At 62.8% G+C, this 26,605-nt stretch carries 28 protein-coding genes and 1 riboswitch; of the genes, 12 read left to right on the plus strand and 16 right to left on the minus strand.

Going from position 1 to position 26,605, the window contains the following annotated elements; genetic code table 11:
• The first annotated feature begins 75 nt into the window (after positions 1-75).
• From nrdR to nusB, 3 genes are all read left to right on the plus strand, one after another.
• Positions 76-555, plus strand: a complete 480-nt coding sequence (gene nrdR, locus O9Z70_RS05555; protein WP_286021484.1) for a transcriptional regulator NrdR — start codon at positions 76-78, stop codon at positions 553-555.
• Between the two features lie 115 nt (positions 556-670).
• Positions 671-1,141 carry a 6,7-dimethyl-8-ribityllumazine synthase gene (gene ribH, locus O9Z70_RS05560; protein WP_286021485.1) on the plus strand — a complete coding sequence of 157 codons (471 nt, stop codon included), beginning with the start codon at positions 671-673 and terminating at the stop codon, positions 1,139-1,141.
• Positions 1,142-1,178: 37 nt separating this feature from the next.
• Positions 1,179-1,664: a transcription antitermination factor NusB gene (gene nusB / locus O9Z70_RS05565; RefSeq protein WP_286021486.1), complete on the plus strand. Its 486-nt coding sequence runs from the start codon at positions 1,179-1,181 to the stop codon at positions 1,662-1,664.
• Positions 1,665-1,797: 133 nt separating this feature from the next.
• Here nusB and O9Z70_RS05570 read toward each other — a convergent pair whose 3' ends face one another.
• Complete coding sequence (locus O9Z70_RS05570) at positions 1,798-2,235, minus strand: outer membrane protein assembly factor BamE (protein ID WP_286021487.1); 438 nt, start codon at positions 2,233-2,235, stop codon at positions 1,798-1,800.
• Positions 2,236-2,413: 178 nt separating this feature from the next.
• On the opposite strand from O9Z70_RS05570, the gene O9Z70_RS05575 reads away from it, so the two are divergent.
• The 7 genes from O9Z70_RS05575 to iolG all read left to right on the plus strand — a co-directional run bounded on the left by O9Z70_RS05575 (position 2,414) and on the right by iolG (position 8,058).
• Entirely contained in the window at positions 2,414-2,929 is a 516-nt protein-coding gene (locus tag O9Z70_RS05575; RefSeq protein WP_286021488.1) for a ubiquinol-cytochrome C chaperone family protein, read from the plus strand.
• On the plus strand, positions 2,926-3,471 hold the full coding sequence (locus O9Z70_RS05580) for a YceD family protein (protein WP_286021489.1): 546 nt from the start codon (positions 2,926-2,928) through the stop codon (positions 3,469-3,471). Before O9Z70_RS05575 ends, O9Z70_RS05580 begins: the two co-directional genes overlap by 4 nt.
• Positions 3,472-3,547: 76 nt before the next feature.
• Positions 3,548-4,618 carry a phosphate acyltransferase PlsX gene (plsX, locus tag O9Z70_RS05585; RefSeq protein ID WP_286021490.1) on the plus strand — a complete coding sequence of 357 codons (1,071 nt, stop codon included), beginning with the start codon at positions 3,548-3,550 and terminating at the stop codon, positions 4,616-4,618.
• A gap of 5 nt (positions 4,619-4,623) precedes the next feature.
• Positions 4,624-5,592: a beta-ketoacyl-ACP synthase III gene (locus O9Z70_RS05590; protein ID WP_286021960.1), complete on the plus strand. Its 969-nt coding sequence runs from the start codon at positions 4,624-4,626 to the stop codon at positions 5,590-5,592.
• A 196-nt stretch (positions 5,593-5,788) separates the two neighbouring features.
• The gene (locus tag O9Z70_RS05595) at positions 5,789-6,100 is read left to right on the plus strand and encodes an integration host factor subunit alpha (RefSeq protein ID WP_286021491.1); all 312 of its coding nucleotides are present in this window, start codon (positions 5,789-5,791) and stop codon (positions 6,098-6,100) included.
• 117 nt (positions 6,101-6,217) lie between these two features.
• Entirely contained in the window at positions 6,218-6,673 is a 456-nt protein-coding gene (locus tag O9Z70_RS05600; RefSeq protein ID WP_286021492.1) for a MerR family transcriptional regulator, read from the plus strand.
• A 347-nt stretch (positions 6,674-7,020) separates the two neighbouring features.
• Positions 7,021-8,058: an inositol 2-dehydrogenase gene (gene iolG, locus O9Z70_RS05605; RefSeq protein WP_286021493.1), complete on the plus strand. Its 1,038-nt coding sequence runs from the start codon at positions 7,021-7,023 to the stop codon at positions 8,056-8,058.
• A gap of 62 nt (positions 8,059-8,120) precedes the next feature.
• Here the strand turns inward: iolG and iolB are convergent, their stop codons facing one another.
• The 7 genes from iolB to O9Z70_RS05640 all read right to left on the minus strand — a co-directional run bounded on the left by iolB (position 8,121) and on the right by O9Z70_RS05640 (position 16,026).
• Positions 8,121-8,921: a 5-deoxy-glucuronate isomerase gene (gene iolB / locus O9Z70_RS05610; protein ID WP_286021494.1), complete on the minus strand. Its 801-nt coding sequence runs from the start codon at positions 8,919-8,921 to the stop codon at positions 8,121-8,123.
• Positions 8,866-9,114: a hypothetical protein gene (locus O9Z70_RS05615; RefSeq protein ID WP_286021495.1), complete on the minus strand. Its 249-nt coding sequence runs from the start codon at positions 9,112-9,114 to the stop codon at positions 8,866-8,868. Before O9Z70_RS05615 ends, iolB begins: the two co-directional genes overlap by 56 nt.
• A 57-nt stretch (positions 9,115-9,171) precedes the next feature.
• Complete coding sequence (gene iolE, locus O9Z70_RS05620; RefSeq protein WP_286021496.1) at positions 9,172-10,089, minus strand: myo-inosose-2 dehydratase; 918 nt, start codon at positions 10,087-10,089, stop codon at positions 9,172-9,174.
• A gap of 31 nt (positions 10,090-10,120) precedes the next feature.
• A complete protein-coding gene (gene iolD, locus O9Z70_RS05625) occupies positions 10,121-11,968 on the minus strand; it encodes a 3D-(3,5/4)-trihydroxycyclohexane-1,2-dione acylhydrolase (decyclizing) (RefSeq protein ID WP_286021497.1) in 1,848 nt (615 codons plus the stop codon).
• 110 nt (positions 11,969-12,078) lie between these two features.
• Positions 12,079-13,998, minus strand: coding sequence for a bifunctional 5-dehydro-2-deoxygluconokinase/5-dehydro-2-deoxyphosphogluconate aldolase (locus O9Z70_RS05630; RefSeq protein ID WP_286021498.1), 1,920 nt, complete (start codon positions 13,996-13,998; stop codon positions 12,079-12,081).
• Positions 13,999-14,097: 99 nt separating this feature from the next.
• A complete protein-coding gene (locus tag O9Z70_RS05635; RefSeq protein WP_286021499.1) occupies positions 14,098-14,934 on the minus strand; it encodes a MurR/RpiR family transcriptional regulator in 837 nt (278 codons plus the stop codon).
• Positions 14,935-15,072: 138 nt separating this feature from the next.
• Positions 15,073-16,026, minus strand: coding sequence for a DMT family transporter (locus tag O9Z70_RS05640; protein ID WP_286021500.1), 954 nt, complete (start codon positions 16,024-16,026; stop codon positions 15,073-15,075).
• A 98-nt stretch (positions 16,027-16,124) separates the two neighbouring features.
• Positions 16,125-16,272, minus strand: a riboswitch (FMN riboswitch).
• A 155-nt stretch (positions 16,273-16,427) separates the two neighbouring features.
• Here O9Z70_RS05640 and O9Z70_RS05645 point away from each other — a divergent pair.
• The gene (locus O9Z70_RS05645) at positions 16,428-17,846 is read left to right on the plus strand and encodes an MFS transporter (protein WP_286021501.1); all 1,419 of its coding nucleotides are present in this window, start codon (positions 16,428-16,430) and stop codon (positions 17,844-17,846) included.
• Between the two features lie 59 nt (positions 17,847-17,905).
• On the opposite strand, the gene O9Z70_RS05650 is transcribed toward O9Z70_RS05645, so the two are convergent.
• From O9Z70_RS05650 to O9Z70_RS05670, 5 genes are all read right to left on the minus strand, one after another.
• Positions 17,906-19,909 carry an aldo/keto reductase gene (locus O9Z70_RS05650; protein WP_286021502.1) on the minus strand — a complete coding sequence of 668 codons (2,004 nt, stop codon included), beginning with the start codon at positions 19,907-19,909 and terminating at the stop codon, positions 17,906-17,908.
• 125 nt (positions 19,910-20,034) lie between these two features.
• Positions 20,035-21,114, minus strand: a complete 1,080-nt coding sequence (locus O9Z70_RS05655; protein WP_286021503.1) for an ABC transporter ATP-binding protein — start codon at positions 21,112-21,114, stop codon at positions 20,035-20,037.
• Between the two features lie 12 nt (positions 21,115-21,126).
• Positions 21,127-21,945, minus strand: coding sequence for a carbohydrate ABC transporter permease (locus tag O9Z70_RS05660; RefSeq protein ID WP_286021504.1), 819 nt, complete (start codon positions 21,943-21,945; stop codon positions 21,127-21,129).
• On the minus strand, positions 21,942-22,772 hold the full coding sequence (locus O9Z70_RS05665) for a carbohydrate ABC transporter permease (protein WP_286021961.1): 831 nt from the start codon (positions 22,770-22,772) through the stop codon (positions 21,942-21,944). Before O9Z70_RS05665 ends, O9Z70_RS05660 begins: the two co-directional genes overlap by 4 nt.
• A gap of 230 nt (positions 22,773-23,002) precedes the next feature.
• Positions 23,003-24,277, minus strand: coding sequence for an ABC transporter substrate-binding protein (locus tag O9Z70_RS05670; RefSeq protein WP_286021505.1), 1,275 nt, complete (start codon positions 24,275-24,277; stop codon positions 23,003-23,005).
• 261 nt (positions 24,278-24,538) lie between these two features.
• Here O9Z70_RS05670 and O9Z70_RS05675 point away from each other — a divergent pair, with 261 nt between their 5' ends.
• Complete coding sequence (locus O9Z70_RS05675) at positions 24,539-25,294, plus strand: helix-turn-helix domain-containing protein (protein ID WP_286021506.1); 756 nt, start codon at positions 24,539-24,541, stop codon at positions 25,292-25,294.
• Between the two features lie 92 nt (positions 25,295-25,386).
• On the opposite strand, the gene O9Z70_RS05680 is transcribed toward O9Z70_RS05675, so the two are convergent.
• The 3 genes from O9Z70_RS05680 to O9Z70_RS05690 all read right to left on the minus strand — a co-directional run bounded on the left by O9Z70_RS05680 (position 25,387) and on the right by O9Z70_RS05690 (position 26,463).
• A complete protein-coding gene (locus O9Z70_RS05680) occupies positions 25,387-25,512 on the minus strand; it encodes a hypothetical protein (RefSeq protein ID WP_286021507.1) in 126 nt (41 codons plus the stop codon).
• Positions 25,513-25,644: 132 nt separating this feature from the next.
• Positions 25,645-25,878: a hypothetical protein gene (locus tag O9Z70_RS05685; protein WP_286021508.1), complete on the minus strand. Its 234-nt coding sequence runs from the start codon at positions 25,876-25,878 to the stop codon at positions 25,645-25,647.
• A gap of 111 nt (positions 25,879-25,989) precedes the next feature.
• Entirely contained in the window at positions 25,990-26,463 is a 474-nt protein-coding gene (locus O9Z70_RS05690) for a DUF4142 domain-containing protein (RefSeq protein WP_286021509.1), read from the minus strand.
• Positions 26,464-26,605 lie beyond the last annotated feature (142 nt).

Genomic DNA, 26,605 nt, shown 5'->3' on the forward strand with positions numbered 1-26,605 from the left:
CCATCACCACCACCGGGTCATTCCCGCGAAAGCGGGTTTCAACCCGATAACGCCGCTTAAAGAGGGCTTTTTCTGATGCGCTGCCCCTATTGCGGCAATGACGACACCCAGGTGAAGGATAGCCGCCCGACCGAAGATTCGGGCGCTATCCGCCGCCGCCGCGTGTGCAATGCCTGCGGCGGCCGTTTCACCACTTTCGAGCGTGTGCAATTGCGCGACCTCACCGTGGTGAAAAAGACCGGTCGCAAGGTCCCCTTCGATCGGGAAAAGCTGGCCCGCTCGGTCAATACCGCCTTGCGCAAGCGTTCGGTCGATCCCGAACGCGTCGAGCGCATGATTTCCGGCATTGTCAGGCAGTTGGAAAGCCTGGGAGACGTGGAAGTCACCTCCGACCAGATCGGCGAATATGTCATGGAAGGGCTCAAGGGGCTCGATGACGTCGCCTTCGTCCGTTTTGCCAGCGTTTACAAGAACTTCTCCGCCGCCGACGATTTTCGTTCCTTCCTCGCCGAACTGGCGGAGGATCAGCGGGACATAAAGGGCGAGGACGATTGATCCCCGCGCCGGCTCCTTTGGAAGCATTCATTCATCGCGGCCGCAGCCTTTGCTGCCGCCTCGCGCCGATATGGGTTATGATCGCGCCAATCGCTTCGGTTGACGGAGATTGACCATGGATTCCTACGGTGTGCGTTTCCCGGTGCCCGAGGGCGCGGGCAGGGGGCTGCATTTCCTCATTGTCGAGGGCAGGGCCTATCCCGATATCGCCGATGAGATGAAGCGTGGCGCCATCGCCGCGCTCGAAACCGCCGGCGCCAGTCATGAAATCATCGCCGTGCCGGGCGCGATGGAAGTGCCCGTCGCCATCGCCATGGCGCTCGAAACCGACAATTATGACGGTTTCGTCGCCCTGGGCTGCGTCATTCGCGGCCAGACCAACCATTATGTCGGCGTCGCCAGCCAAAGCATCCGCGCTTTGGCGGAACTGGCCGTGGTCGATGCGCTGCCCCTCGGCATCGGCATTCTCACCGTCGACAACGAGGCCCAGGCATTGATCCGGGCCAATGTAAACGGGCAGGACCGGGGAGGAGACGCCGCGCGCGCCGCCCTTGTCCTGGCCGGCATAAAAGCGAAGCTCACTTGAGCGCTTTTTGGTAAAGCGCGACTATAACAGGCCCCAGATGACTGAATATCCGAAACGCGACACCATCACTCCCCGCGCCGCCAATCAGCGCGGCGCCGCGCGCCTCGCCGCCGTGCAGGCGCTCTATCAGATGGATGTGGGCCGCGCTTCCCTCGAAGACACGCTGGCCCAGTTCGGTGCCTTCCATCTCGGCCGCGAGATCGAGGGCGAGCAATATCTGCCCGCCGACGCCGATTTCTTCCGCCAGATCGTCACCGGCGTCGCCAAGCACCAATTGCAGATCGATCCTTCCGTCGACAAGGCCCTGGCCGAAGGCTGGCCCATCGAGCGCGTCGATGCCACGCTCCGCGCTATCCTGCGCGCCGCCGCCTTCGAATTGCTGCGCCGCAAGGACATCCCCGCCCGGGTCGTCATCTCCGAATATGTCGACGTCGCCCGCGCCTTCTACGAAGACGACGCCTCCGGCCTCGTCAACGGCGCCCTCGACGCCATCGCCCGCAGCGCTGGTATCGACCTGGCCTGAAACGGTCCGGTCTCTTCCAATTGCCAGCAGCGCCAGCGGCTCCTTCTCTCCCCCCTCAAGGGAAGGGGGTCAAAGGAGTCAAAAAAGCCCCGGCACTCGGCCGGGGCTTTGAATTCTGTAACTTGCGATCCGATCAGAACGATTCGAGGATCGACTCGATGAAGGTCTTGTCCTGGCCGAAGGATGGCGTGCGGCGCGTTTCGACATTGATCGGGCGGCCGTCCTCGAGCGAATAGACCGCCCGCTCGGTCACCTTTTTGTTCTTGTCGAAATACACTGCCAGCACCGTGCGTTCCTGGATCATGGTCAGGCCGAACGCCGTCTGGTTCACCTTGGTCTCGACGTAATACCAGGCGGTCTGGTCGCCGAACGTATTGGTCGATTGCGGCGAGCCGAGCACCATCTGCACCAATTGCTGGCTCTGGCCGGGGCGGATCTGCTGCAAGGCGGATGCGGGAATTTCATAGCCCTGGGTGCGCTTGGAGACGAGCGACGTGCTGCTGGTGCAGCCGGCGAGCGCAATTGCCAGGACAGCAGCGGCGACGGAGGCTTTGGCAAGACGCAGGGGCATGAATTTGACTTTCCCGATGGCTCTCGACTATAGGCGTGACAACAAGGCGCGGGCCCATTGCTCGCCGGAATGTGTAGCGGTCAACTGAGCCGTCTGGCAAGCTGGCATTGATCCGGCATCCAATTCCGACCGTGTTTGACCGATACCGACGCTGAGTGCAATCCCCATGATATTGTCTTTGTTTCGCAAGAACAGTGCCACAGAGCCGGTTTATGCCGTCTATAATTCCATTGTGGCGCAATCCCGGCAGCCGGTGTTTTATGCGGATTGGGGCGTCCCGGACACGGTGACCGGCCGCTTCGACATGATCAGCCTGCATATGGCGCTGTTATTCCGCCGCCTGCGGCAGGAGCCGGGCGGCGCCAAGCAATTCAGCCAGGCGGTGTTCGACTTGTTCTTTAAGGACATGGACCGCTCGCTGCGCGAAATGGGCGCGGGAGACATGGGCGTCCCCAAGAAGATCCAGAAAATGGGCAATATCTTCTTCGGCCTGCTCGCCGCCCTCAACGAGGCGCTGGACCGCGGCGATCCCGAGGCCCTCGCAACCGTCATCTCCCGCAATATTTTCGACGGCGCCGACAGCCCCGATGTCCGGGCTTTGGCGGCCTATGTGCTGGAGCATGACGCGGCGCTCGCCGCCCAGCCGGCGCAAGCCATCATGGGCGGGAATGTCCATTTCGAGGCCGTCGCGTGAGCCGCGCCGAGCCGCCGATTTTCGATGCCGTCGTGCGCATCGACAAGCTCCCCGCCGGCGGCCGTTCCGTCGATGTCGACGCCGATGCCGATAGCCGCGCCGCCATTGCCGCCGCGCTGAACATCCTTGCGGTCGACCGCTTCACGGCACGGCTCACCATCGTTCCCCTGCGCGGCGGCCTGCGCGCCCAGGGCCATCTCGATGCCGAAATCGCCCAGGCCTCGGTGGTCAGCTTCGAACCGGTGCCCGCGACCATTTCCGAGCCCATAGACCGCATCTTCCTGCCGGCGCCGCGCGACAACCCGGCGCCGGGCAGCGAGAGCTTCATCGACCTTGAAGATGACGATTTTCCCGATCATATCGATGGCCCGGAGGTTGACCTCAGCGCCCTGCTGCTGGAAACCCTCGCCCTGGCGCTCGATCCCTATCCCCGCAAGGACAGCGAGTCGCTGGACAGTCTGGGCCTGGTCCGGGACCAGCCGGATGCGGGGCCCTTCGCCAAGCTGGCCGGGCTCAAGCGCAATGATGGCGAAACCGACTGACGCTACGGGGCTTGCACCGACTCGATGATGGGATATGTTTGCTGGTCTGCCCTGAGGGGCCGAAAAACGGGCTGAAATGACCGATTCAATAACGATTTCCGTGGATGCCATGGGTGGCGACAACGCTCCCCGCGCCGTGATCCACGGGGCCCATATGGCCCTCAAGGAGCGCAAGAACACGCGTTTCATCTTTCATGGCATCGCGGGCGCGATCGAGCCATTGCTGGAAGAATTTCCGGCGCTCAAGCCCGTCTCCCAGATTCGCCATTGCGAGACCGTCATCGCCATGGACGAAAAGCCCAGCCAGGCCCTGCGCAAGGGCAAGGGCACGTCCTCGATGTGGATGGCGATCGAGGCGGTGAAGAACCGGGAGGCCGATGTCGCCATTTCCGGCGGCAATACCGGCGCCCTCATGGCCATGGCCACTTTCTGCCTGCGCCCGATGGATGGCATTTCCCGTCCCGGCATCGCCGCCATCTGGCCCACCCAGCGCTCGGATATCATCGTCCTCGACATGGGCGCCACCATCGGCGCCGATTCGCAGCAGCTCGTCGATTACGCCATTCTCGGCTCGGCGCTGGCCCGCTCGCTCTTCGACTCCGATTCGCCTTCGGTCGGCCTGCTCAATGTCGGCACCGAGGAGGTGAAGGGCCTCGAATCGATCAAGGAGGCCGGCCGCATTCTCTCCCAGGCCAGCGGCTCCGGCTTCACCTATCACGGCTTTGTCGAAGGCGACGATATCGGCAAGGGCACCGTCGATGTGGTCGTCACCGAAGGTTTCGTCGGCAATATCGCCCTCAAGACCGCCGAGGGCACCGCCAGGCAGGTGAGCTCCTATCTTCGCAGTGCCCTCAAGGCCAATCTGATGAGCCGCATCGGCGCGCTGTTCGCCGCCTCCGCCCTCAACGCCCTGCGCCGCAAGATGGACCCGCGCACCGTCAATGGCGGCGTGTTCATGGGCCTTAACGGCATCGTCATCAAATCCCATGGCGGCACCGACGAGATCGGCTACAAGAGCGCCCTGGGCCTGGCCTACGAAATGGCTCGCAGCCGGCTGATCGACAAGGTCGGCGATACAATGCAACGCTTCCCCATTCACAAGGCGGGCTCGCAAGAGCCTTCCGATACCGAGGCCAATTCGGCGTGACCACCATCCGCTCCGTTATCAAAGGTGTCGGCAGCTATTTGCCGGCCACGATCCTCAGCAACGAAGACCTGGCCAAAACCGTCGACACCTCCGACGAATGGATTCAGCAGCGCGTCGGCATCAGGCAGCGCCACATCGCCGCCGAGGGCGAATTCACGTCCGACCTCGCCGTCGCCGCCGCCCGCGCCGCTCTCGACGATGCCGGCCTCGGCGTCGCCGATATCGACCTGGTCATCGTCGCCACCACCACGCCGGATTACACCTTTCCATCGGCTGCCGCCCTGGTGCAGATGAAGCTGGACATGCATCACGGCTTCGCCTTCGACATTCAGGCGGTGTGCTCCGGCTTCGTCTATGCCGTCACCACCGCCGACACCTATATCAAGAGCGGCCTGGCCCGCCGGGTGCTGGTCATCGGCGCCGAGACCTTTTCCCGCCTGCTCGACTGGACCGACCGCACCACTTGCGTGCTGTTCGGCGACGGCGCTGGCGCCGTCGTCATCGAGCGGCTCGAACTGGCCGAGGGCGAGCCCGAGCGCGGTGTCCTCTCATCGGCCCTGCGGTCCGATGGCCGCCATTGGGACAAGCTCTATGTCGATGGCGGTCCCTCCACCACCGGCACCACCGGCCATGTCCGGATGCAGGGCGCGGAAGTGTTCCGCCATGCCGTCGGCAAGATCACCGACGTGGTCTATGCCAGCCTGGAGCAGGCCGGCTATTCGGTGGACGATCTCGACTGGTTCGTGCCGCATCAGGCCAATAAGCGCATTATCGACGGGGCCGGCGCCAAGCTCGGCCTGCCGCCCGAAAAGGTCGTGGTCACGGTCGATGTCCATGCCAATACCTCCGCCGCCTCGATACCGCTGGCGCTCAGCGCCGCGACGGCGGATGGCCGCATCAAACCCGGCGATCTGGTCATGCTCGAAGCCATGGGCGGCGGCTTTACCTGGGGCGCGTGCCTCATTCGCTGGTAAGGCTCTCCTGCACATTGACCTCAAGCGTTTCAAGGCGTTAGTGTCTTTGCTGGGTTGAGGAACCCGGCGTCGCGGTAATCGCCGCAGAGCCAAGGCGGCGCCGTTCTGGGAAAGAATTTCCCTATCATCAGGTAAGGCACGGATGCGTGTCCTTGCCGGGCAGGGCAAGCTTGACCATGGCAAAACGGGGGTGCGAATGACGCAGAAAACGGTAACGCGGGCCGATCTGGCGGAGGCGGTTTATGGTTCGGTTGGCCTGTCGCGGACCGAATCGGCTGAATTGGTCGAGCGGGTGCTGGAACTGATTTCCGACGCCTTGGTGGAGGGCGCCAATGTGAAGCTCTCCTCTTTCGGTTCCTTCCAGGTCCGCTCCAAGAACGAGCGCATCGGGCGCAATCCCAAGACCGGCGAGGAAGTGCCGATCCTGCCCCGGCAGGTTCTTGTGTTCAAACCCTCCAATGTGTTGAAGTCCAAGATTAACAAGTCTATGGTCGGCGCTGGAAAGTAAGGCTTTCCAGCCAAGGCATCGGGCCTGGAAAGTGCCCGGCTTTGTGGGCGAAGCCGATGCGCAAACAACCGGACGCGCGACCCTGGGATCGTCTGGCGTTCGGGGGGAGACCGTGGTTTGGAGAAATCGCCGGACGCCTTCCGCACCATTTCGGAAGCCGCTGAGGAGCTCGATCTTCCTCAGCACGTTCTGCGTTTCTGGGAAACCCGCTTCGCCAATATCAAGCCGCTGAAACGCGGCGGCGGCCGTCGCTATTATCGGCCCGAAGACGTGATGCTGCTGCGCGGCATCCGCCACCTGCTCTACGATCAGGGTTTCACCATCAAGGGCGTCCAGCGCATCCTCAAGGATCAGGGCGCGCGCTATGTCATCGCCGTGGGCGAGGGCAAGGGGCTGGATGAAATCCTGCCCATGATCGAAGAGGCCGAGGCCGCCAGCGACGAAGCCGAACTCGAAGAAGCCGCCTTGCTCGCCAGCCCCGCCCTCGACCAGGAAGCGCGCGACAAGCTCTCCGACGTCCTGCGCGAACTGCTCGAATGCAAGCGCCTGCTGGAACGTGCCCGCGAGCATTGAGCCTGGCCGCGACCGCGTTTTTACCCCTTCCCGCCCGTCGAAACATCCGCCGCCAAACAACCCTGGGCCGAGCGCAGCCATGGTTCTATCGACCTCGTCCTTCGACAGGCTCAGGATGAGGTCTTCGAGGGATAGGGCCTCTCATAGACCTCATGGTGAGCCTGTCGAACCACGAGGTCGCTGCCCCCAAGCTACCAATCCGAGCCTGACCGAGCCTGTCCCGCTGATTCACACCATCCACCCCCATCATTGGAATTCTCATTCCAAAACCACCGGAAATCGTCTATCCATTCCACCATAATTCCGGCCGGCTCATTCCCGGCCCAGATGGGTGGAGTTTCTCGAAAATGACAGTTCGTTTCGGTCTTCTCGGCGCCGGCCGTATCGGCAAGGTTCACGCCCGGGCGGTGACCGCCAATTCCAAGGCCCGGCTGGTTGCCGTCGCCGATGCCATGGCCGAGGCCGCCACCGCTCTCGCCGATCAATATGGCGCCGAAGTCCGCACCATCGACGCCATTCTCTCCGCCAGCGATATCGACGCGGTCGTCATCTGCACCCCCACCGATACCCATGCCGACCTCATCGAGCGCTTCGCCCGTGCCGGCAAGGCGGTCTTCTGCGAAAAGCCCATCGATCTCGATGTCGAGCGGGTAAAGGCCTGTCTCAAGGTCGTCGACGAAGCCGCCGCCACCCTCATGGTCGGTTTCAACCGCCGCTTCGATCCGCATTTCCAGGCGATCAAGGCCGCCATTGCCGAAGGGCAAATCGGCGAGGTCGAAATGATCACCATCGTCTCGCGCGATCCCGGCGCGCCGCCGCTGGATTACATCAGGCGGTCCGGCGGCATTTTCCGCGACATGACCATTCACGATTTCGACATGGCCCGCTTCCTGCTCGGCGAGGAGATCGACACCGTCTCCGCCCAGGCCTCCGTCCTGGTGGACCCGGCCATCGGCGCCGCCGGCGATTATGACAGCGCCTCGCTTATGCTCTCCACCGCCTCGGGCAAGCACGCCACCATTTCCAATTCGCGCCGCGCCACCTATGGCTATGACCAGCGCATCGAGGTGCATGGCTCGAAGGGCGCTATCGCCGCCGAAAACCAGCGTCCGGTCTCCATCGAGATCGCCAATGCCGAGGGCTATACCCGTCCGCCGCTGCACGATTTCTTCATGACCCGCTATACCGAGGCCTATGCCCGCGAAATCAGCGCCTTCATCGATTGTGTTGAATCGAAATCTCCGGCCACGCCCAGCGGCGCTGACGGCCTCGTCGCCCTGGCGCTGGCCGACGCGGCGCTCAAATCGGTCAAGCAGGGCAGGGCGGTCAAGGTCAGCGAGATCTTGGGTCCGCTGGCCGACAAATCGGTGTTCCAGGGCCGCTGAGCCCCGCACCCGCCGTCACAAAGACCTCATGGTGAGCTTGTCGAACCATGGGGTCGCGGCCGCTATTCCAGCATCCATTCATGCTCGGGCGCATTGTGGAATTTCCACACCCGCTTCGGCCCGGCCATGACATTGAGATAATAGAGGTCATAGCCCGCCGTCGTCGCCACCGGATGATAGCCGCGCGGCACCAGCGTCACGTCGCCATCCTCCACCGCCATGGCCTCGTCGAGGCTCCGGTCGTCGGTATAGACCCGCTGGAAGGCAAAGCCCTGCGGCGGGTTCATGCGGTGATAATAGGTCTCTTCCAGCTGGCTTTCATGCGGAAGATTGTCCTGGTCATGCTTGTGTGGCGGATAGGAGGAGGTATTGCCCTCGGGGGTGATCACCTCCACCACCAGCAGCGCATGGGCCGAGGCGTCGTCCTCCGGCATGATATTATAGACATGGCGCACATTGGCGCCCTTGCCGCGGCTGATGCGCTGATGGGTGCCCGGCGGAATGACCTTGGCAGCGAAATCCCCGCCGCCCGGGGCCGAGCATATTGCCAGTTCCAGCTCGGTCGTCGCGTCCACGGCCCAATGCCGCCCCGCCGGCACATAAAGCGCCCAGGGCGCGCCCTCGAACGGGCCCATGCGCTCGCCCAGTTCGCCGAAATCCTCGCCATCCACGGCAAAGCGCCCCTTGCCGCCGACCAGCACCAGGCAGACCTCGCGCTCGCCCGTCGCCTCGCCATAGGCCTCGCCCGGCGCCAGCTTGTGCAGGCCGAAGCCCACATGCGTCCAGCCGGCGCTCTCCGGCGTTACCTCATGGATCTTGCCGGTCTTGTTCGTCGCTCGGACGAGGAGGGGGGATTTGCCCATCGGAATTCTCCTTGGGGAAGGCATAGAAGAAATTATAGAGCGCATAGGCCAGGGCCGCGCCCACGAGGATCATCCATAGCTGCTCGCCGGTGAACAATACTTCCCAGACCAGCCACGCCGCCAGAAACAGCACCACGGCCACCCGCCGCCACAGCGGCCGGAACCAGTTCAGGTCGTTTTGCTTGAGCGCCATGCCGCTTCCTCGCTTGATTCAATGCGCCAGATATCTAGCACAGCCCCTTCAAAAGACTCAGTCTTTTGGGAATCCCTGCGTCTCGACCTCGTAGCCGGCTGCATTCATCACCCGCATCAATTCGGCATGGCCCACCTGCGCCATTTTCAGCGGCGGGTTCTGCACCGGGTCCTGCTCGGCCTCGACCACGAACCAGCCCTCATAGCCATGATCGGCGAGGCGCTGCACGATAGCCTCGAAATCCAGCGAGCCGTCGCCCGGCACCGTGAAGGCGCCCAAAGCCACCGCGTCGAGGAAACTCTGCCGGGTCCGGTCCAGCCCGTCGACCACCGCGCGGCGAATATCCTTCACATGCACATGGTTGATGCGGCCATGGTGCTTGTCGATGGCCCGCAATACCTCGCCGCCGGCAAAGGCCAGGTGCCCGGCATCGAGCAGCAGCGGAATCCCCGCCCCGGAATAGCGCATGAACGCATCCAGCTCCGGCTCCGTCTCCACCACCGCCCCCATATGATGGTGATAGGATAGCGGCATGCCCTGTTCGGCACACCATTCGCCGAATGCCGTCACCTTGCGCGCATAGGCTTTCATCTCGTCGTCGGACAGCCTGGGCTTCTGCGCCAGCGGCACGTCGCGCCTGCCTTGGATCGAGCGGCCCACCTCGCCATAGACGATGCAGGGCGCGTCCACCGCCTTGAACAGCGCGATCATCGGCGCGATGCGATCCTGGTTGACGGCAAGATCCTCGTCCACCAGCGTCCCGGAAAACCAGCCGCCGCACAGCGTCACGTCCGCCGCCTTGAGAATGGGCAGCATCACCTCCGGATCGTCCGGAAACCGCCGCCCCTTCTCCATGCCGGTAAAGCCGGCCGAGCGCGATTGCCGCAAACATTCCTCCAGCGACACGTCATCGCTCAATTCCACCAGATCGTCGTTCCACCACGCAATGGGCGACATGCCGAGTTTGGCTTTCATCCTCTATTCTCCCGCCTTGGATGCTGAGGGGTCACCCCGCCCGCTGCGCCTTCAGCGCCTTCACATAGGCCTCCCGCGCCGCATTGACGCTCGGCCGCTCGCTCACTTCCGGCACCGCCACGTCCCACCAATGCCCGCCGGCCTCGGTGGTGATCAGCGGGTCGGTGTCGATGACGAAGACATGCACGCCGGCCGCGCCCTCGCTGTCGGCCAGAGCGGCTTCCAGCTCCGCCAGGGACGCCACCTTCTTCGCCTTGGCCCCCATGGCGGCGGCATGGGCCGCGAAATCCACATTGGGCATATCCATGTGATAGGTGTCGCGGAACAGATTGTTGAAATTCGCTCCCCCGGTGGCCATTTGCAGCCGGTTGATGCAGCCGAACCCGGCATTGTCCAGCACCACCACGGTGAGCCTCACCCCCATCATCACCGCCGAGACGATCTCCGAATTCATCATCAGATAGGAGCCGTCGCCCACCATCACCACCACGTCCTGGTCGGGCCGGGCAATGGCCACGCCGAGGCCCCCGGCGATCTCGTAGCCCATGGTGGAGAAGCCGTAATCGAGGTGATAGGAACCCGGCCCATCGGCCCGCCACAGCTTGTGCAATTCGCCCGGCAAGCCGCCCGAAGCGCAGACCAGGACCGCCTTGCCGCGCCCGCGCTGCACCGCCCCAATCACCTGCGCGTCCGAGGGCAGTTCCACATTGGTGGCGGCCCGCGCCGCGTCGGCGTCCTTGAGCCAATCTTCCTTTGCCTGCAAGGCCTTACCGGTCCAGGCGGAATCAACCTGCCAGCCCATCAGCGCCGCATCCAGCGCTTCGAGCCCCACCCGCGCATCGGCCAGTAGCGGCATGGCATTGTGCTTGTGCGCGTCGAAAACCTGCACATTGAGCCCGATGATCTTGAGGTCTTCGTTCTTGAACAGCGCCCAGGAGCCGGTGGTGAAATCCTGCAATCGCGAGCCGATGGCCAGCACCACGTCCGCTTCTTCCGCCAGCACATTCGATGCCGAAGTGCCGGTCACCCCGACGCTGCCCATATTGAGCTCATGGTCGTGGGGCAGGGAGGACTTGCCCGCCTGCGTTTCCATCACCGGAATGCCGTGTTCCTCGGCAAAGGCCGCGAGGCTATCCGAGGCCTCGGAATATAGCACGCCGCCGCCGGCGATGATCACCGGCTTCCGGGACAGTTTCAGCGCCGCCGCCGCTTCGGCGAATTCGTCGGCATCGGGCATGATCCGGCGCGGCACCCACACCTTTTCGGCAAAAAAGCTCTCGGGATAATCATAGGCTTCCGCCTGCGTGTCCTGGCACAGGCTCAGCGTCACCGGCCCGCATTCCGCCGGGTCGGTAAGCACCTGCATGGCGCGTCGCAGCGCCGGGATGATCTGTTCCGGCCGCGTGATCCGGTCGAAATAACGGCTCACCGGCTTGAAGCAATCATTGGCCGAAATGGTGCCGTCGCCGAAATCCTCCACCTGCTGCAGGACCGGGTCCGGCAGCCTGTTGGCGAATACGTCGCCGGGCAGCAGCAGCACCGGAATGCGATTCACATGCGCCAGGGCCGCCGCCGTCACCATGTTGAGCGCCCCGGGCCCGATCGAGGTGGTGGCCACCATAAAGCGCCGCCGAAAATTGGCCTTGGCAAAGCCGATGGCGGCATGGGTCATGCCCTGCTCGTTCTGCCCGCGATAGGTGGGCAGAATGTCCTTCACCCCATGCAGCGCCTCGCCGAGCCCGGCCACATTGCCATGCCCGAAAATCGCCCAGACCCCGCCGAAGATCGGCAGGGTCACGCCATCGATAACGGTCTTCTGCGCCGTCAGGAAACGCGCCACGGCCTGCGCCATCGTTAATCGTACCGTCTTCTGGCTCATTGCCGTTTCTCCCATATTCCACTCCCCCTCAGGGGGAGGGTGCCCGAAGGGCGGGTGAGGGGGTTCTCCACCCGCTCCAAAGCTCCCTCATCCGGCGCTGCGCGCGCCACCTACGCCCCTTCCCATACCTCCACCAGCGCCCCGAAGCGCCGTGCCATCTCCGCCACCGCCTCCGCGTCGCTCATCTTGCCATCGAGCCAGGCCCGCGCCGCATCGGCGAAAATGGTCCGCCCCACGGCAAAGCCCTTCACCGTCCGCGCGCTCTTGGCTGCGGCGAACCCCGCCTCCAGCTCCGCCTGCGGCGCGTCCAGTCCCAGCAGCACCACGCCCCGGCACAGCGGATCGCGGGCTTCGATCACCGCATCGGTCCTGGCCCATGCCGCTGGATTGGCCTGCGGCTCCAGCTTCCACCAATCCGGCTTGATCCCGGCATCGTAAATCTCGGTCAGCGCCCGTGCTATCGTATCGTCGTGCAGCGGCCCGTTCTTGCCGGCGATGATTTCGATCAGCAGTTCCCGCCCGATTGCGCGCGCCGCGTCGAAGGCCGAGCGCAGTTTTCCGATCTGCTCCCGCCGCAGCGCCTCCGGATCGTCGGGATGGAAGAAGCACAGCACCTTGATGCAATGATCCACCGGCCATTCGACCAGCCGCGACCCCAGATCCTGGGTGAATTCGAATTGCAGCGGCCGCGAGCCGGGCAGCTCGATTGGCCTGGCGATCCAGAAATTCGGCAGCGCGCCGGCGGCATAGAGCGCGTCGCGCCCGAACTTGTCGTCGATCAGCATGCCGAAGCCGTCGCGGCCATCGGCGACCTGTGCCGCCGCCTGCACCGCCAGCACCTTGAAGTCCGGCACCCGCGCCAGCTTCTCGGTATCGCCGCCGGCCATTTCTTCCAGCTGCACCCTGTGGTCCACCGCCAGGGCCATCAGCTTGGGAATATTCCGCCGCCGCGTCGTCGCCCAGTGCACATGGTTGATTTCCTCGTCCTTGCGCAGGGCCCGCTCGGGGCTGCCATGCTCAAGGAAGAATTGCAGTTCCGTCCAGGTCGGGATTTCCGGGGCACAGAGCAGCCGCGACACCGCGAAGGCGCCGCAGGCATTGGCCCAGGTGGCGCTGGTGGCATGCTTTTCCCCGCGCAGCCAGCCGCGCAGGAACCCGCTCATGAAGGCGTCGCCCGCCCCCAGCACGTTATAGACCTCGATGGGAAAGCCTTCGCCGACAATGCCGTCTTCCAGATCGTCCGGAATCGGCCCGTCATAGACGATGCAGCCCATGGGCCCGCGCTTCAGGACGATCACGGCGGAGGACAGGGTCCGGATCGTCCTGAGCGCAGCGTGGAGATCGCCGGCACCCGCCGCGATCAATACTTCTTCCTCGGTGCCGACGATCAGGTCGCATTCGGGCAGCACCGTCTTGAGATGCGCTGAAACCTCGTCCGAGGCGATATAGCGGCTGTCCCCGGCATCGTGCCCGGCCAGCCCCCACAGATTGGGCCGGTAGTCGATGTCGAACACCACCCTGCCGCCATTCTCCCGCGCAATCCGCATCGCCTTGCGCTGCGCCTTGTCGCTATTGGGCTTGGCGAAATGGGTCCCCGTCACCAATACGGCCCTGGCCGAGCGGATGAAGGCCTCGTCGACATCGCCCTCGTCCAGCGCCGCATCGGCGCAATTGTCGCGATAAAAGATCAGCGGAAACGATGTGTCGTTTTCCACCGATAACAGCACCAGGGCGGTCAACCGTTCGGGATCGGTTACGATTCCCTTGGTTTCGACGCCCTCGCGCTCCAGCTGCTCGCGGATGAAGCGGCCCATCTGCTCGTCGCCGACCCGGGTGATCAGCGCCGATTTGAGGCCCAGCCGCGCCGTGCCCACCGCAATATTGCTGGGGCAGCCGCCGAGCGATTTGGCGAAGCTGCCGACATCTTCCAGCCTGGTGCCGATCTGCTGACCGTAAAGGTCCACCGAGGCCCGCCCGATGGTGATGACGTCCAGCTCTTGTTCCGTGACTTTACTTTGGCCGGTGGACACCACCATCCTCCCTGCGCCCGCTATGTGGAAACGATGGCCTCAATGAAACATGAATTCCAAAGCCGTACAAGATAGAACGTCCATTCTATTTACGGAATATCACCGGCGCTGCCGCTTCTCGGCCACCGATACGGTCAGCGCCATGGCAAAGGCCATGCTGGCCGATAGCGAGCGGAAGCCGGCATGATCGGCCTCGACCAGCTCGAACCAGACATCGGCGCATTCGGCCAGCGGCGACAGCGCCGAATCCGTCAGCGCCACCAGCGGAATGCCGTTGCCCGCCAGCGTCCGCGCCTGCATGGCGCTTTCCGGGGCATAGGGCGAAAAGCTCACCGCGAAGCCGGCATCCTTCGGCCCGGCCATGGCCAGCAGGTCGTCGTCTATGCCGGCCTCGGTCCCCACCAATTGGCAGCGCACTTTCAGCTTGCCGAAGGCATAGGCCATATAGGCCGCGATCGGGAACGCGCGCCTTTTGGCGATGAGATAGATCGTTTCGGCCCGCGCCAGGATTTCCGCCGCCCGCTCGAAGGCATCGGGGTCGATGGCGCTTGCCAGCGCATCGAGGCTGGCATGGGCCGCCGCCACGAAGCTGTTGAAGATCGCCGCGCTTTCCTCCGCCTCCACCCCCTCGGCTGCCAGCTTGCGCAGCCTGTCCTCATAGGTCGAGGTCCGCTCCCGCAGCCGGGCGCGAAAAATCTGCTGTAAACCGGAAAATCCCTCGAAGCCGAAGGATTGCGCGAACCGCACCAGCGTCGACGGTTGCACCCCGGCCGCATTTGCAATGCTCGCCGCCGTGCCGAAGGCGATCTCGTCGGGATGATCCAGTGCATAGGCTGCCACCTGCACCAGCCGTTTCGGCAGCGTCGATTTGCGCTCCAGGATAGCGGTCCGCAAGCTGTCGAAATCCGGTGCGGCGATGATGGACAGATCGGGCAAAGGCGGGCTCCGTTGGAACGTTTGTTCCAGACTTGGAACAGAATGGCCTTTTGCGCAAGCAAAAGGCGAGACGGTCACCCGATCTCGCCTTTTGCCAGGCTCAAACGCTAACAATCTGTTAGCCGCTCGCTCCGGATTCTAGGCCGGTGCCAATTGTTCCGGCTCGCCTCTGTTCTCCGTCCAGAAGATATAGGCCGAGGCGGCGACGATCATCAGGGCGCCCGGCCAGAACCAGACCGACGGCTCCTGTCCCAGCGCGATCCAGGCCACCAGCCCGCCCAGCAACACTTTCACATCCGCGAAGGGTTGCAGATAGGTGGCGTCGGCATCGCGATAGGCAAAGGCCAGCAAATATTGCGCCGCCGCTGTCAGAGCGCCCAAAAACAGTAACAACCACAAGCCGTTACCTTCCGGCAACGCGAACGGGAAACCCGTCGCCAGCCCCGCCGGCAAGACGCCGCCCAGCGCATTGACGACCAGCAGAATGGCCAGATGGTTCGGCGTCATCAGCACCAGAAGTGAAATCGTCAGCGTTTCCGGCCGATCACCGCGCAATGTTAGATATTTGGTCAAAACGTCGGTCGTGGCCCATAGAGCCGCTGCGACGATCGGCACCAGCGTCAGCCAGCTCAATCCCTCGGCCCCCCCGCCCGAAATGATGATCGCCCCGACAAATCCCAGCAAAGCCGCGGAAATCCGGGCTGCCGAGACTTTTTCACCCAGGAACAGCACCGAGCCGATAATGATGAAAAGCGGGCCGGTGGCCAGCAGCGTCACCATCTGCCAGATCGGCACCCCCACGGCAAAACCATAGACGAAAACATGCACGCCCAGCGCCGAGACGAAGGCCCTGATCTCATGCGCGATGGGATGTGTGGTGCGTAAATTGCTGAGGCCGATCCGTAGGATAAGCGGCAGCGCCAGGATCGAGGCAATCAGATATTGCCAGAAGGCCATGCCGGTCGAACTCATGCCGAATTGCCATGGCAGCACCGATTGCAACGTATTGGAGCCGGCAAAGGCAAGGCTTGCCGCCAGCATGAAAAAAGCGCCCGATAGTGCTGCGTTTCGCGAAGAGGAAATCTGGCTCATTGTCGTCCTTTCCGTAACCAGTTTCCTCAGGGTTACGGGAGACGACAGGCCGGCAGAGCGCCGCCCAATAGGCCGCGCGCGCCCGGCAAGGCGCTTGGTCCCGTTCTCTTTCATCCGGACTTTAACCGTCGGCTCCGGAATCACACCGGATCTGCTGACCCCTCGGACCAGGCCGAAGGCGCTCGCGGGCTTGGCATTTCTGCCTTAACCGCCGGTGGGGAATTTCACCCCGCCCTGAGAACAATGCAGGCGAACCTGCATGGAGAACGTAGGGCAGTGCAGCGGCGGCGACAAGTAAGCACAAGGATGTAACCGCTCTGCATCCCGGCGGCGATGGAATTGCTTTGCCTTTCCGCGCGAAGCTAATTAAACAAGCATCCACTTGCTTAATAGGTTCCATCATGTCGGATATTGTCGAAGGCCGCTGGGCCGAAATTTTCGGGCCGCGCTATATCGCGGTCACGACCATTCTCGCCCTCGGCGTCACGCTTTTTGCATTCAATGCCTTTCTGTCCTCGGCCGCCCTGCCATCGGCCGTGCACGAATTGGGCGGGCTGGAGATCATTTCCTGGGCCACCACGCTTTATCTGGTCTTCGCCATCGTGGGCGGCGCGGCGGCAGCGCTGCTGAAGCGCCGATTGGGCTCGCGCGGCTCGCTGATCGGTCTCGCCACAGTTTTCCTGGCGGGAACGCTGATCGCGGCCTTTGCCGGGGACATGAACCAGGTTCTCGTCGGACGTTCCATTCAGGGTTTTGGCGAAGGGGTGGTCGCCGCCCTGTGTTTCGCCTTGATTCCCGAATTGTTTCCGAGCCGCCTCGTGCCCAAGGTCTTCGGCATGCAGGCCATCGTGTGGGCAGTGGCCGCCTTTGGCGGTCCCGCCGGGGCAGGGGCCCTGACCGAGCTGATTTCCTGGCGCGCCGCCTTCTTCATCAACGTGCCTTTCGTGCTGATTTTCGTGACCATGGTGCTGCTGGTGGTGCCGCGCGGCGAAAAGCCGACGGACAAGCATGGCTTTCCCGGGCTGCGCCTGCTCGCCATCGGCGCCGGCACCATGCTTGTGGCGCTGGCGGCCGTTGCCGAGCCGCTCCAGGCCGTCCTGTTGCTGGTCGCCGCCGCCATCCTTTTGACGGCCGCCGTCTGGCTGGATCGGCGCTCCGTTGAACGGCTGATGCCGCCCGATGCGTTCTCGTTGCGCACCGCCGTCGGCTCGGGTCTCTGGGTTTTTCTGCTGATGCCGGTCGCCGGCGCCGCCTCGGCGGTTTATCTCATCATGCTGTTGCAGCAGCTCTGGGGCTATGGCCCGACCCAGGCGGCCATTACCGCCGCCGTTATGTCGGTTGCCTGGAGCCTCTCCTCGATCCTGGCCGCCAATGCCCGCCAGCGCTCCACCAGGCGCATTCTGATCCGCTCCGGCCCCTTATCGCTGGCCGCCGGCCTGATTCTGGTGCTGATTGGGTTGGAATGGACACAATTGCCGATTTTGCTGATCGGCCAGGTGCTGACCGGCCTGGGCTTCGGCATGTCCAACGGCTACATCATGCTCACCATCATGGAAGCCAGCAGCGACGGCGAGCGCGACCGTACTTCGGCGCTATTGCCCACCACCCAATCGGCCGGCAATGCCCTGGGTGCGGCGCTGGCCGGTGTGGCCGCCAATGCCGCCGGCTATGCCCATGCCACGGAAAGCGGGCATATCCTGGCTTCTATCGTGCCGCTTTTCATCATGGCGGCGGCGTTCGCCATGCTGGCCTTCGTGGCGGCCCTCAGAATGGTGCAATTGGCCAAAGCCACGCCGCTGGCCACCTTTGCTCAGGAATAATTCCGAAACAAAAAAGCCCCGGTTTGCGCCGGGGCTTGACGTTGCATGGGTAAGACCGCTCAGCCCTGTTCGAGCCATTGCACCTGTTCGGGCGTTAGCTGGATTTCGAAGGCCCTGAGGCTGTCCTCAAGCTCCATCAGCCGGCGCGGGCCGATCAGCGGGACGCTGGGGAAAGGCTGGGCCAGCACATAGGCCAGCGCCACGTGGATCGGCGAAAGACCGAGCTTGCCGGCCAGTTCGATCGCCCGGTCGCGGCGGCCGAAATTCTGCTCGTTGTACCAGACGCGGACCAATTCATCATTGTCGCGCTTGTCCCGGCCGGCGAGGTCGGTGAAGAAGCCGCGCGCCTGGCTGGACCAGGAGAAATTGGTGACCTGCCGGTCGGTCAGCCATTGCTTGAAGTCCGGCGTCGCGGCAGTGACGCACCCGTCCCAGATCGGATCGAGCATTTCGGCCAGGGCGAAATTGTTGGAGAGGGCCTGTGGCGGCGTCTTGCCATTGGCCTTGGCATAGTCGATGGCCTGGTCCATGCGCTCCTTGGTCCAGTTCGAGCCGCCATAGGGCCCCCGGATGCGGCCGGCCCTGACCTCGGCGTCCATGGCGTCGACGAACTCGCCCACCGGCACGTCCATATTGTCGCGATGCATGAAATAGACGTCGACATAATCCGTCTGCAGGCGGTCGAGCGATTGCGTCAATTGCCTGCCGATGACATCGGGATAGACCAGCGGCGAATGCGCGCCTTTGCCGATCAGCACCGTCTCTTCGCGGACGCCGCTTCTTTTTTGCCAGTCGCCGAACAGCTTTTCGGTATAGCCACCAGCATAGATATAGGCGGTGTCGAAGACATTGCCGCCGCGTTCCCAGAACGCGTCGAGCAGGATGGCGCCCGAGGCGAATGTGTGGAAGTCCTCGAAGCCAAGCGCCACGGCAGAAGCCTGCTTTGACAGGCCCGGAATCGACCGCTTGGGAATAATGCCGCTATTGGCGCCCAGCGGGCGATTGTCGAGCGTTCTGGTCCGGACATGTGGTTTTTCGACCGAGAATTCGATCCCGGCATCGGCGCGCCATTTGTCGAGCACGCGCAGATTGCCCAATGTATCGTTCCAGCTCATGCCCGGCGCGCCAAATTCCTGCCGGCCTTCGAGAATGGCGAGCGAGGCCGCTTCGGCTTCGAACGAATAGACATGGGCCGTTTCGTTGACGCTGATAGTCTCGGTCTGGCCATTCTTGATAACGTCGATCCTGCCCAGGCCCTGGTCGCGATTGCCGCCGGCGAACCAGAAATCCGGCACCTCGATCCGGCCATCCGCGCCGTGGATGCGCAGCACATTGTCGAGATTGGCCATCACCGCGCAGGAAACCTGCGCGACGATGCCGTTTTCGAAGGTGAGCATGGCCGCCGCCCAATCATCGGTGCCTTCGGCATTGAGATGGGCCGTCCCTGCGACCCTGACCGGATCGGCAAAGGGCCTGCCCGTCGCGGCCCCCGCCAGCAGGCGGACCATCGAGACCGGATAACACCCCACATCCATGATGCCGCCCCCCGCCAGTTCGGAGGCGAACAGACGGTGCTGCGGCTGGAATTTCCCCATCGAGAAGCCAAAGCTCGACTGGATCATCCGCACGTCGCCGATCACGCCCGAGCGCACCAATTCGATGATCTTGGCGGTCTGCGGATGCAGACGATACATGAAGGCTTCGCCGGCGAAGGTGCCGGCCTGGCGGTGCGTGTGGAAAACCGCGTCGGCCTCATGTGCCGACAGCGCCAATGGTTTTTCCACCAGCGCGTGCTTGCCGGCCCTGGCGGCCTTGATGGCCCATTCGGCATGGCCGGTATGAGGCACCGCAATATAGACCGCGTCGATGTCCTGATCCGCCAGCAAGGCTTCATAGCCCTTGACGATGCGGATGCCGGGAAAGTCCTCGGACAGGCCCGGCCTGTCGGGATTGCGCGTGGCGATTGCCGCGAGCACGCCATGCTCGCTGCCTTCAAGCCCGCCGCGGAATGCCTTGGCGATGCTGCCGGGGCCGATAATGCCCCAGCGGATTTTCGAAGTCATTTTGTGGTCCTATCAGTGGACCTCATCCTGAGCTTGTCGAGGGACGAGGTCGTGGCACGATCTGCTGGTGGATGACCTCGTGGTTCGACAAGCTCACCATGAGGTCTCGGAGCGGGTAGGGCGGTCTAGCGAAGTCGCCGGCCCTGGTGGTCGAATAAATAGGTTTTGTCGGGATCGATGGAGACGGTGATGTTTTCGGCGCTGTCCTCGTGGCGTGAATCCTCGCGCTCGATGATCAGCGGATCGCCATCGGTGCGGGCATAGACATAGCTGGTGGTGCCCAAGTGCTCGGCCACGTCGATCTCCACATTGAGGTCAGCCGCGCCGGCGCCGGCTGCGCCAAAGTGCTCGGGCCGGACGCCCAGGGTCACGTCCTCTCCCACCTCCGCCGTGGTAATCGGGAGAGTGAGCCGGACATCGGCAAATTGGGGCAGTGAGACAACGATGCCCGCAGGCGATTTCTCGACCACTTTCGCGGCGATGAAATTCATTCTGGGCGACCCGATGAAGCCGGCCACGAACTGATTGGCCGGATCGTCGTAAAGATCGAGAGGCCGCCCGGTCTGCTCGACGATACCGTCGCGCAGCACCACGATCTTGTCGGCCAGCGTCATCGCTTCCACCTGGTCGTGGGTTACATAGATGATGGTGGTCTGCAATTCCTTGTGCAGCCGCGCCAGCTCGATCCGCATATGGACGCGCAATTCGGCGTCGAGATTGGACAGCGGTTCGTCGAACAGGAACACCTCCGGCTGGCGGACAATGGCGCGCCCGATGGCCACGCGCTGGCGCTGTCCGCCGGACAATTGCTTGGGATAGCGGTCCAGCAACGGCTCCAGCGCCAGAATGCGGGCGGCATGCTCGACCTGCCGGGCGATCTCGTCCTTGGGCACTTTGGCGAAACGCAGGGCAAAGCCCATATTCTCGCGCACCGTCATATGCGGGTAGAGCGCATAGGTCTGGAATACCATGGCGACGCCGCGCTTGGACGGATCGACATCGTTCATCCGCTGGCCGCCGATTTCCAGCTCGCCGTCGCTGATCGCCTCCAGCCCGGCGATCATGCGCAGCAGGGTGGATTTTCCGCAGCCTGACGGGCCGACGAACACCACGAATTCCTTGGCCTCGATGTCGAGGTCCACCCCCTTGATGACTTCGATCGTGCCGAAGGACTTGCGAACGCCGCTAAGCTTCACGCTGCTCATGGATGTTGCACCTTATTTGACCGCGCCCAGCATGCCTTCGACGAAGCGGCGCTGGAGCAGGAAGAAAATGATGAGAGTGGGCAGGGTGGCGAAGATGGCGCCGACCATGACGACGCCCCAATCGGGCGTATAGGCGGAGGTGAGACCGGCCACCACCAGGGTCAGCGTCTTCATTTCGTTGGTTTGCAGCACGATGAGCGGCCAGAGGTAATTGTTCCAGTTCGCCATGAAGACGATGATGGTGGCGGCGGCATAGGTCGAGCGCATTACCGGCATATAGACATAGAAGAAAATCTGCCATTCCTTCAGCCCGTCGATCTTGGCCGCATCGCGCAATTCATGCGGGAAGGCTTTCGTCACCTGGCGGAAATAGAAGATGATGAAGACCGAGGCGATCGACGGCAGGATGATCGCCTGGAACGTGTTGATCAGCTTGAAATTGGCCATCATGATGAACAGCGGGATCATCAGGGCGGCGAACGGGATCGACAGCATCAGCAGCATGCCGGCGAAAATCCGTTCGCGGATCCGCGAGCGGAAAATCTCGAAACCGTAACCGGCCAGTGACGAGACCAGCAGCGTCAGGATCGTGCCGACGCCGGCGATGAAGAACGAGTTGAACAGGATTCTCGGCATGTCGACGGAAGTGAAGAACGTGCTGAAATTCTCCAGCAGCGCCAGGCCGGGACTGGCCTTGCCCTTGAGGATGTCGGCCGAACTATTGGTGGCGCCGATCAGCATCCAGAAGAAGGGGAAGACGGAGATGAAGGCGGCCAGCGACAGCAAGACATATTGGGCGCCACGGCCGAGAAGGGCGACTGGATTGCTCATGCCCGACGATCCTTCGCCACGAGGAACTGAATGATGGTGAGGATCGCCACCAGCACCACGATCACGTAGGAAACGGTCGCGGCATAGCCGAAGCTGGGCATGAACCTGAAGCTCAGATTGTAGATGTAGAGCGACAGCGTCAGCGTCGCGTCGGAGGGGCCGCCCTGGGTCAGCAGGTTGGGCTCGTCGAACAATTGCAGCGTGCCGATGGTGGAAATGACCGTGGTGAACAGAATAACGGGCCGCAGCATCGGCACGGTGATGTGCCAGAAGCGCGCCCAGGCGGGTACGCCATCGATCCTGGCCGCTTCATAGATCGAGCGGTCGATGTTCTGCATCGCGGCCAGATAGAAGATCATGTTGTAGCCGGTCCACCGCCAGGTGATGGCCGAAATGATCACGACCTTGGCCCAGAAAGGATCGGCCAGCCACGGAATAGGGCTGCCGATGATCCCGATACCCATCAGCATCTGGTTGATGATGCCGTCCTGCGCGAACATGGAGCGGAACACCACCGAATAGGCGACCAGCGAGGTGACGCAGGGCAGGAAGATGGCGGTGCGGAACCAGGAGCGCCCCCATAGCCGGCTGTCATTGAGGGCATTGGCGAACAGCAGGGCCAGGATCAGCATGATCGGCACCTGGATCGCCAGGAAGGTCAGGGTATTGGTCAGGGCCCGCAGGAATACCGGGTCCTGCGTCAGGCGCATTATATTGGTGAAACCCCCGAAGCTGAAGGCCATGCCGCGACCGGTCTGGAAGCTCATCCAGAGCGACCACAGGATCGGATAGATCATGAATATGCCGAGCAATATCAGGGCAGGCATGATGAATGCCCAGCCATTGATCTGTTCGCTGCGTGCGATTTGCGATTGCGCCACCCTGCGCCCCCTCGTTCCAAGCCCCCAACCGGCCTAGCTGTCGCTCCCTCCGCCTGTTCCGCGTGAGCGGAATGCAGCGATCCTGGTACCGACAGACACGCCACCGACGCCTCCCGCATTGTGCGCGGGAGGCTCGGGAGGCCGGAGGCGGCAGGCCGCCTCCGGTAAAGACGGTGTTACTGAACCTGCTGGCGCACCTGGGCGTCAATGGCTGCGGCGATCTCGTCGACATCGCCGCCGCTGGTCAGGGCGGGAATCTGGGCGACCACGGCTGAATCGGCCTCATTGGTGAAGAGGCCGTAATTGACCGCCGGAATCTCGCCGAGCCAGTCGGAGAAGCCCTGCCAGACCGGCGCGCCGCCGAAGAAATCGTCGCTCGCCGAATAGGCTTCGCCTTCGCGAGCCGAGAGCAGCGAACCCAGGGCACCCTGGTTGACCAGGATTTCCTGGTAGAAATCGGCATCCTGGCCCCAGACACTGGCGAGGAAGTCGATGGCTTCTTCCTTGTTCGGGGCCGAGGACAGCACATACCAGCTCGAACCGCCCAGGTTCGATGCGTTGGTCGCGCCTTCGACGCCGCTGAGCGAGGGGATGGGGGCGATACCCCACTGGCCTGACTGATCGGCATTGGCCTTGATCGTGCCGACCATCCACACGCCGGTCACGGTAGCCAGCGTGTCGCCGGAGGTGAAGGAGCCGGTATATTCGGTCCAGCCGGCGACCGGCTTGGTGATGCCCGAGGCGACAACGTCCTGATAGGTGGAGAGCGCCGCCTTGAACACCGGATTGTCGGCGAGGGTCACATTGCCGTCGGCGTCGAAATACCAGGACCCGGCAGATTGCAGCATGATGCGGATGAGGCCGGCATCGTTGGGATCGAACGGCAAGAGAATCTGGCCGGTCTTTTCCTTCACATCGGTGCCGATTTCAATCAGGCGATCCCAGGTGATGCCTTCCAGGTCGGCCGCGGTATAGCCGGCTTCCCCGAGGATGTCGGAGCGGTAGAACAGCCCGGTCACGCCGGAATCGAAGGGCAGCGAATAGGTCTGGCCGTTCAATGTCGCCAGTTCAACCTTATAGGGAGCGAAAGTCGAATAATCGATATAATCATTGAGCGGCTCGAAGGCGCCCGGGAATGACTGCAGATATTTTTGGGCGCCGTAATCTTCGATCAGCACGATATCGGGCAGGCCATCGGTGGTGCCCGAAGCGAGCTGCGCCTGCAGCTTCTGTTCGAGATCCGCCTTGGCGAAGTCGACGACGGTGACCGATGTATCGGGATGGGTGGCGGCGTAGATTTCGCCGGCCTTGTTCATGGTGGCGCCGTTGAAATTCGGGTCCCAGGCCCAGACCGTGATTTCGGCGGCCGAAGCGGCGCTCATGGTCGCCATGCTGATGCCGGCCAGCGCAACGGCCAGCGTGCGGGTCCACCGCGAAGTGTTACCAGACATTATATTCCTCCCTTTTCATTTGCTCTTGTTACGAGCGCTATCTAAGCTAACGGCTGGTAAAGTACCGTCGCTCTCATTGGGTATCCTGATTTGGCGGAAAGTAAGATTAGTCGTACTTATTATGAGCCATTGGCGGACGGCGTAGAACGCCTTCCCACCGAATTACAGACGTTTCATGCTGCCCCGCTGGTCATGCGGGCCCCTCATTGGCATGCACAGGTCGAAGTCAACTTCATCGTCCGGGGCTGGGCCCACTATAATATGAGCAGCCATGACGTAACCTTTTCGGAGGGCGATCTGGCGCTGTTCTGGGGCGGACAGCCGCATTGGTTGGACGACGCCTCCGACGATCTCATCTATGCCGGCTGCCATTTGCCGCTGGTGCATTTCTTCCGGCTGCGGCTGCCGCCGGACGTGCAAGCACGGCTGATGCAGGGGGCCACTCTTCTGACCCAGGCCACCGATGAATCCGATCCCATCAATTTCGCGCGATGGAATATCTATGCGCGGTCCGGCGATCCGATGAAGGCCAGCCTGGCCGTGGATGAATTGCTCTTGCGCATCGAGCGCATCCGCTTTTCGCCTTATGGCCTGCTGCCCGACAGCAAATATGTGACCGATGCCGGCGGGCTCGATCAGCATACCTCGCCCATCGTGGTCCGCATCTGCGAATATATCGCCGACAATTTCCGCGAGGAAATCGATTCCGTCGATATTGCCGTAGCGGCGGACATCCATCCGAAATACGCCATGACCGTGTTCAAGAAATCGACCGGCATGACGCTCAACGATTATATCAACCTGCTGCGCCTTTCATACGCCCAGGCCATGTTGATGCGCGATGAGGCGAGTGTGCTTGCCATTGCCATGGAAAGCGGCTTCGGCTCGCTCAGCGCCTTCAACAAGTCGTTTCGCAAGGTTGCCGGCATGGCGCCCAGCGACTTCCGCCGCGATGTCCGGGGCAGGCCGCCGGTGCAGATGCCCCCGCCAGCGGAAACCGACATTTCCTATATCTGACCGGGAGGCGAGGGCGGGGCGATAATCCTGTTCGCCCCGCGGCGTTGATCGCCACGCTCTGCCGGCTGCCGGCGCATGCTATGGCTGGGACGTTACACTCGAGGCTGGCCCATCGCCGCCGCGACCATCACCACCGCCGCACCGAGAATCCACAGGGCTGCGGCAAACAGGCCGAAATTGCCGATGAACTCCAATTCCTTATCGTTGTCGTTGGCCATTGCTGCCTCCTATATTCGACGTCACGATCCATCCCCTATCAGCCCCTCTCCGATGGCGCAAATTCGGGCTGATCGGACGGATGCCGGGCGCAGCGGATGTTCCGATTAAATCCATCCCTGGGGCCGGTTCTTCTAACGGCTGCCGAACCATTTCCGCGCCATCTCGGTGCGAAAGTTTTTCCGGCGCAGTTTCTCGATCAGTAACGAGCGGACGGTCTCTTCCGCAGGAATTCGGCCAACCGGTAAAAAATAGCTTTGATCGCCGATATTCGCGTGGATGGTGCCGCCCTCGACAAAATAGGTCGCCGTGTGGATTTGCTCGTCCACCTGGACGCTAACGTCCCGCACCATGTGTTCCTGTTCCATGATGGCCTCCTGTCCGCGTTAAGGATTGTGATACCTGCGCGGAACAAGATCAAGTGGCGGAACAGGAAGTAAGGGGCCCTTGCGGGCCCCGGTCGAGTGAATTTCAGCGGCTCATTGCGCCGAAAGGTCACGCGCATGGGCCTGGTGTTCCTGCAACGTCGGCAGCGTCGCAGCGGCGAATTCCTTCAGCGGTCCGGCCGCGCCATTGGTGGAATAACCTTCGAATAGCGCCACGGCGTCATCGTGAGCCTGCTGCTGGGCCAGAATATAAGCTGCGTCGAACGCCTCGCCATCGAGGTCGTTCAGGTCATCCAACAGTTTTTGGTGTTGCTGGTCCAATTGGCTTGCCGGCATGACGCCCTCCTCAGCGGCAGCCGTGGCCATCTCGTCGCCGGCCTTCGTATGGTCCGCGACCATCTGTTCGGCGAACGCCCTGACATCGTCGCGTCTGGACTTTTCGAGCGCGAGATTGCTGGACTCGATGTCGAACATGTTGCTGACCGAGGCGATGGCGCTGAACTGCGCCGGATCGGTGATATTCGTGGCAGCCGCGGCGCTTGTCGCCGCTGCATTGTCCTGCGACATGGCAGGGCCGGCAAAGACCAGCGCTGTGGTCAGCATGAGTGCACGGGTGAACATGATGGTCTCTATTCTTCTGGGAATGACCGGAAACCCGTGAGTTACCCAATCGATCCATCAATTCTCGGCCGTGCGGGCACCCGATGAG

The organism is Devosia sp. YIM 151766 (assembly GCF_030285925.1).
Taxonomy (GTDB): Bacteria; Pseudomonadota; Alphaproteobacteria; order Rhizobiales; family Devosiaceae; genus Devosia.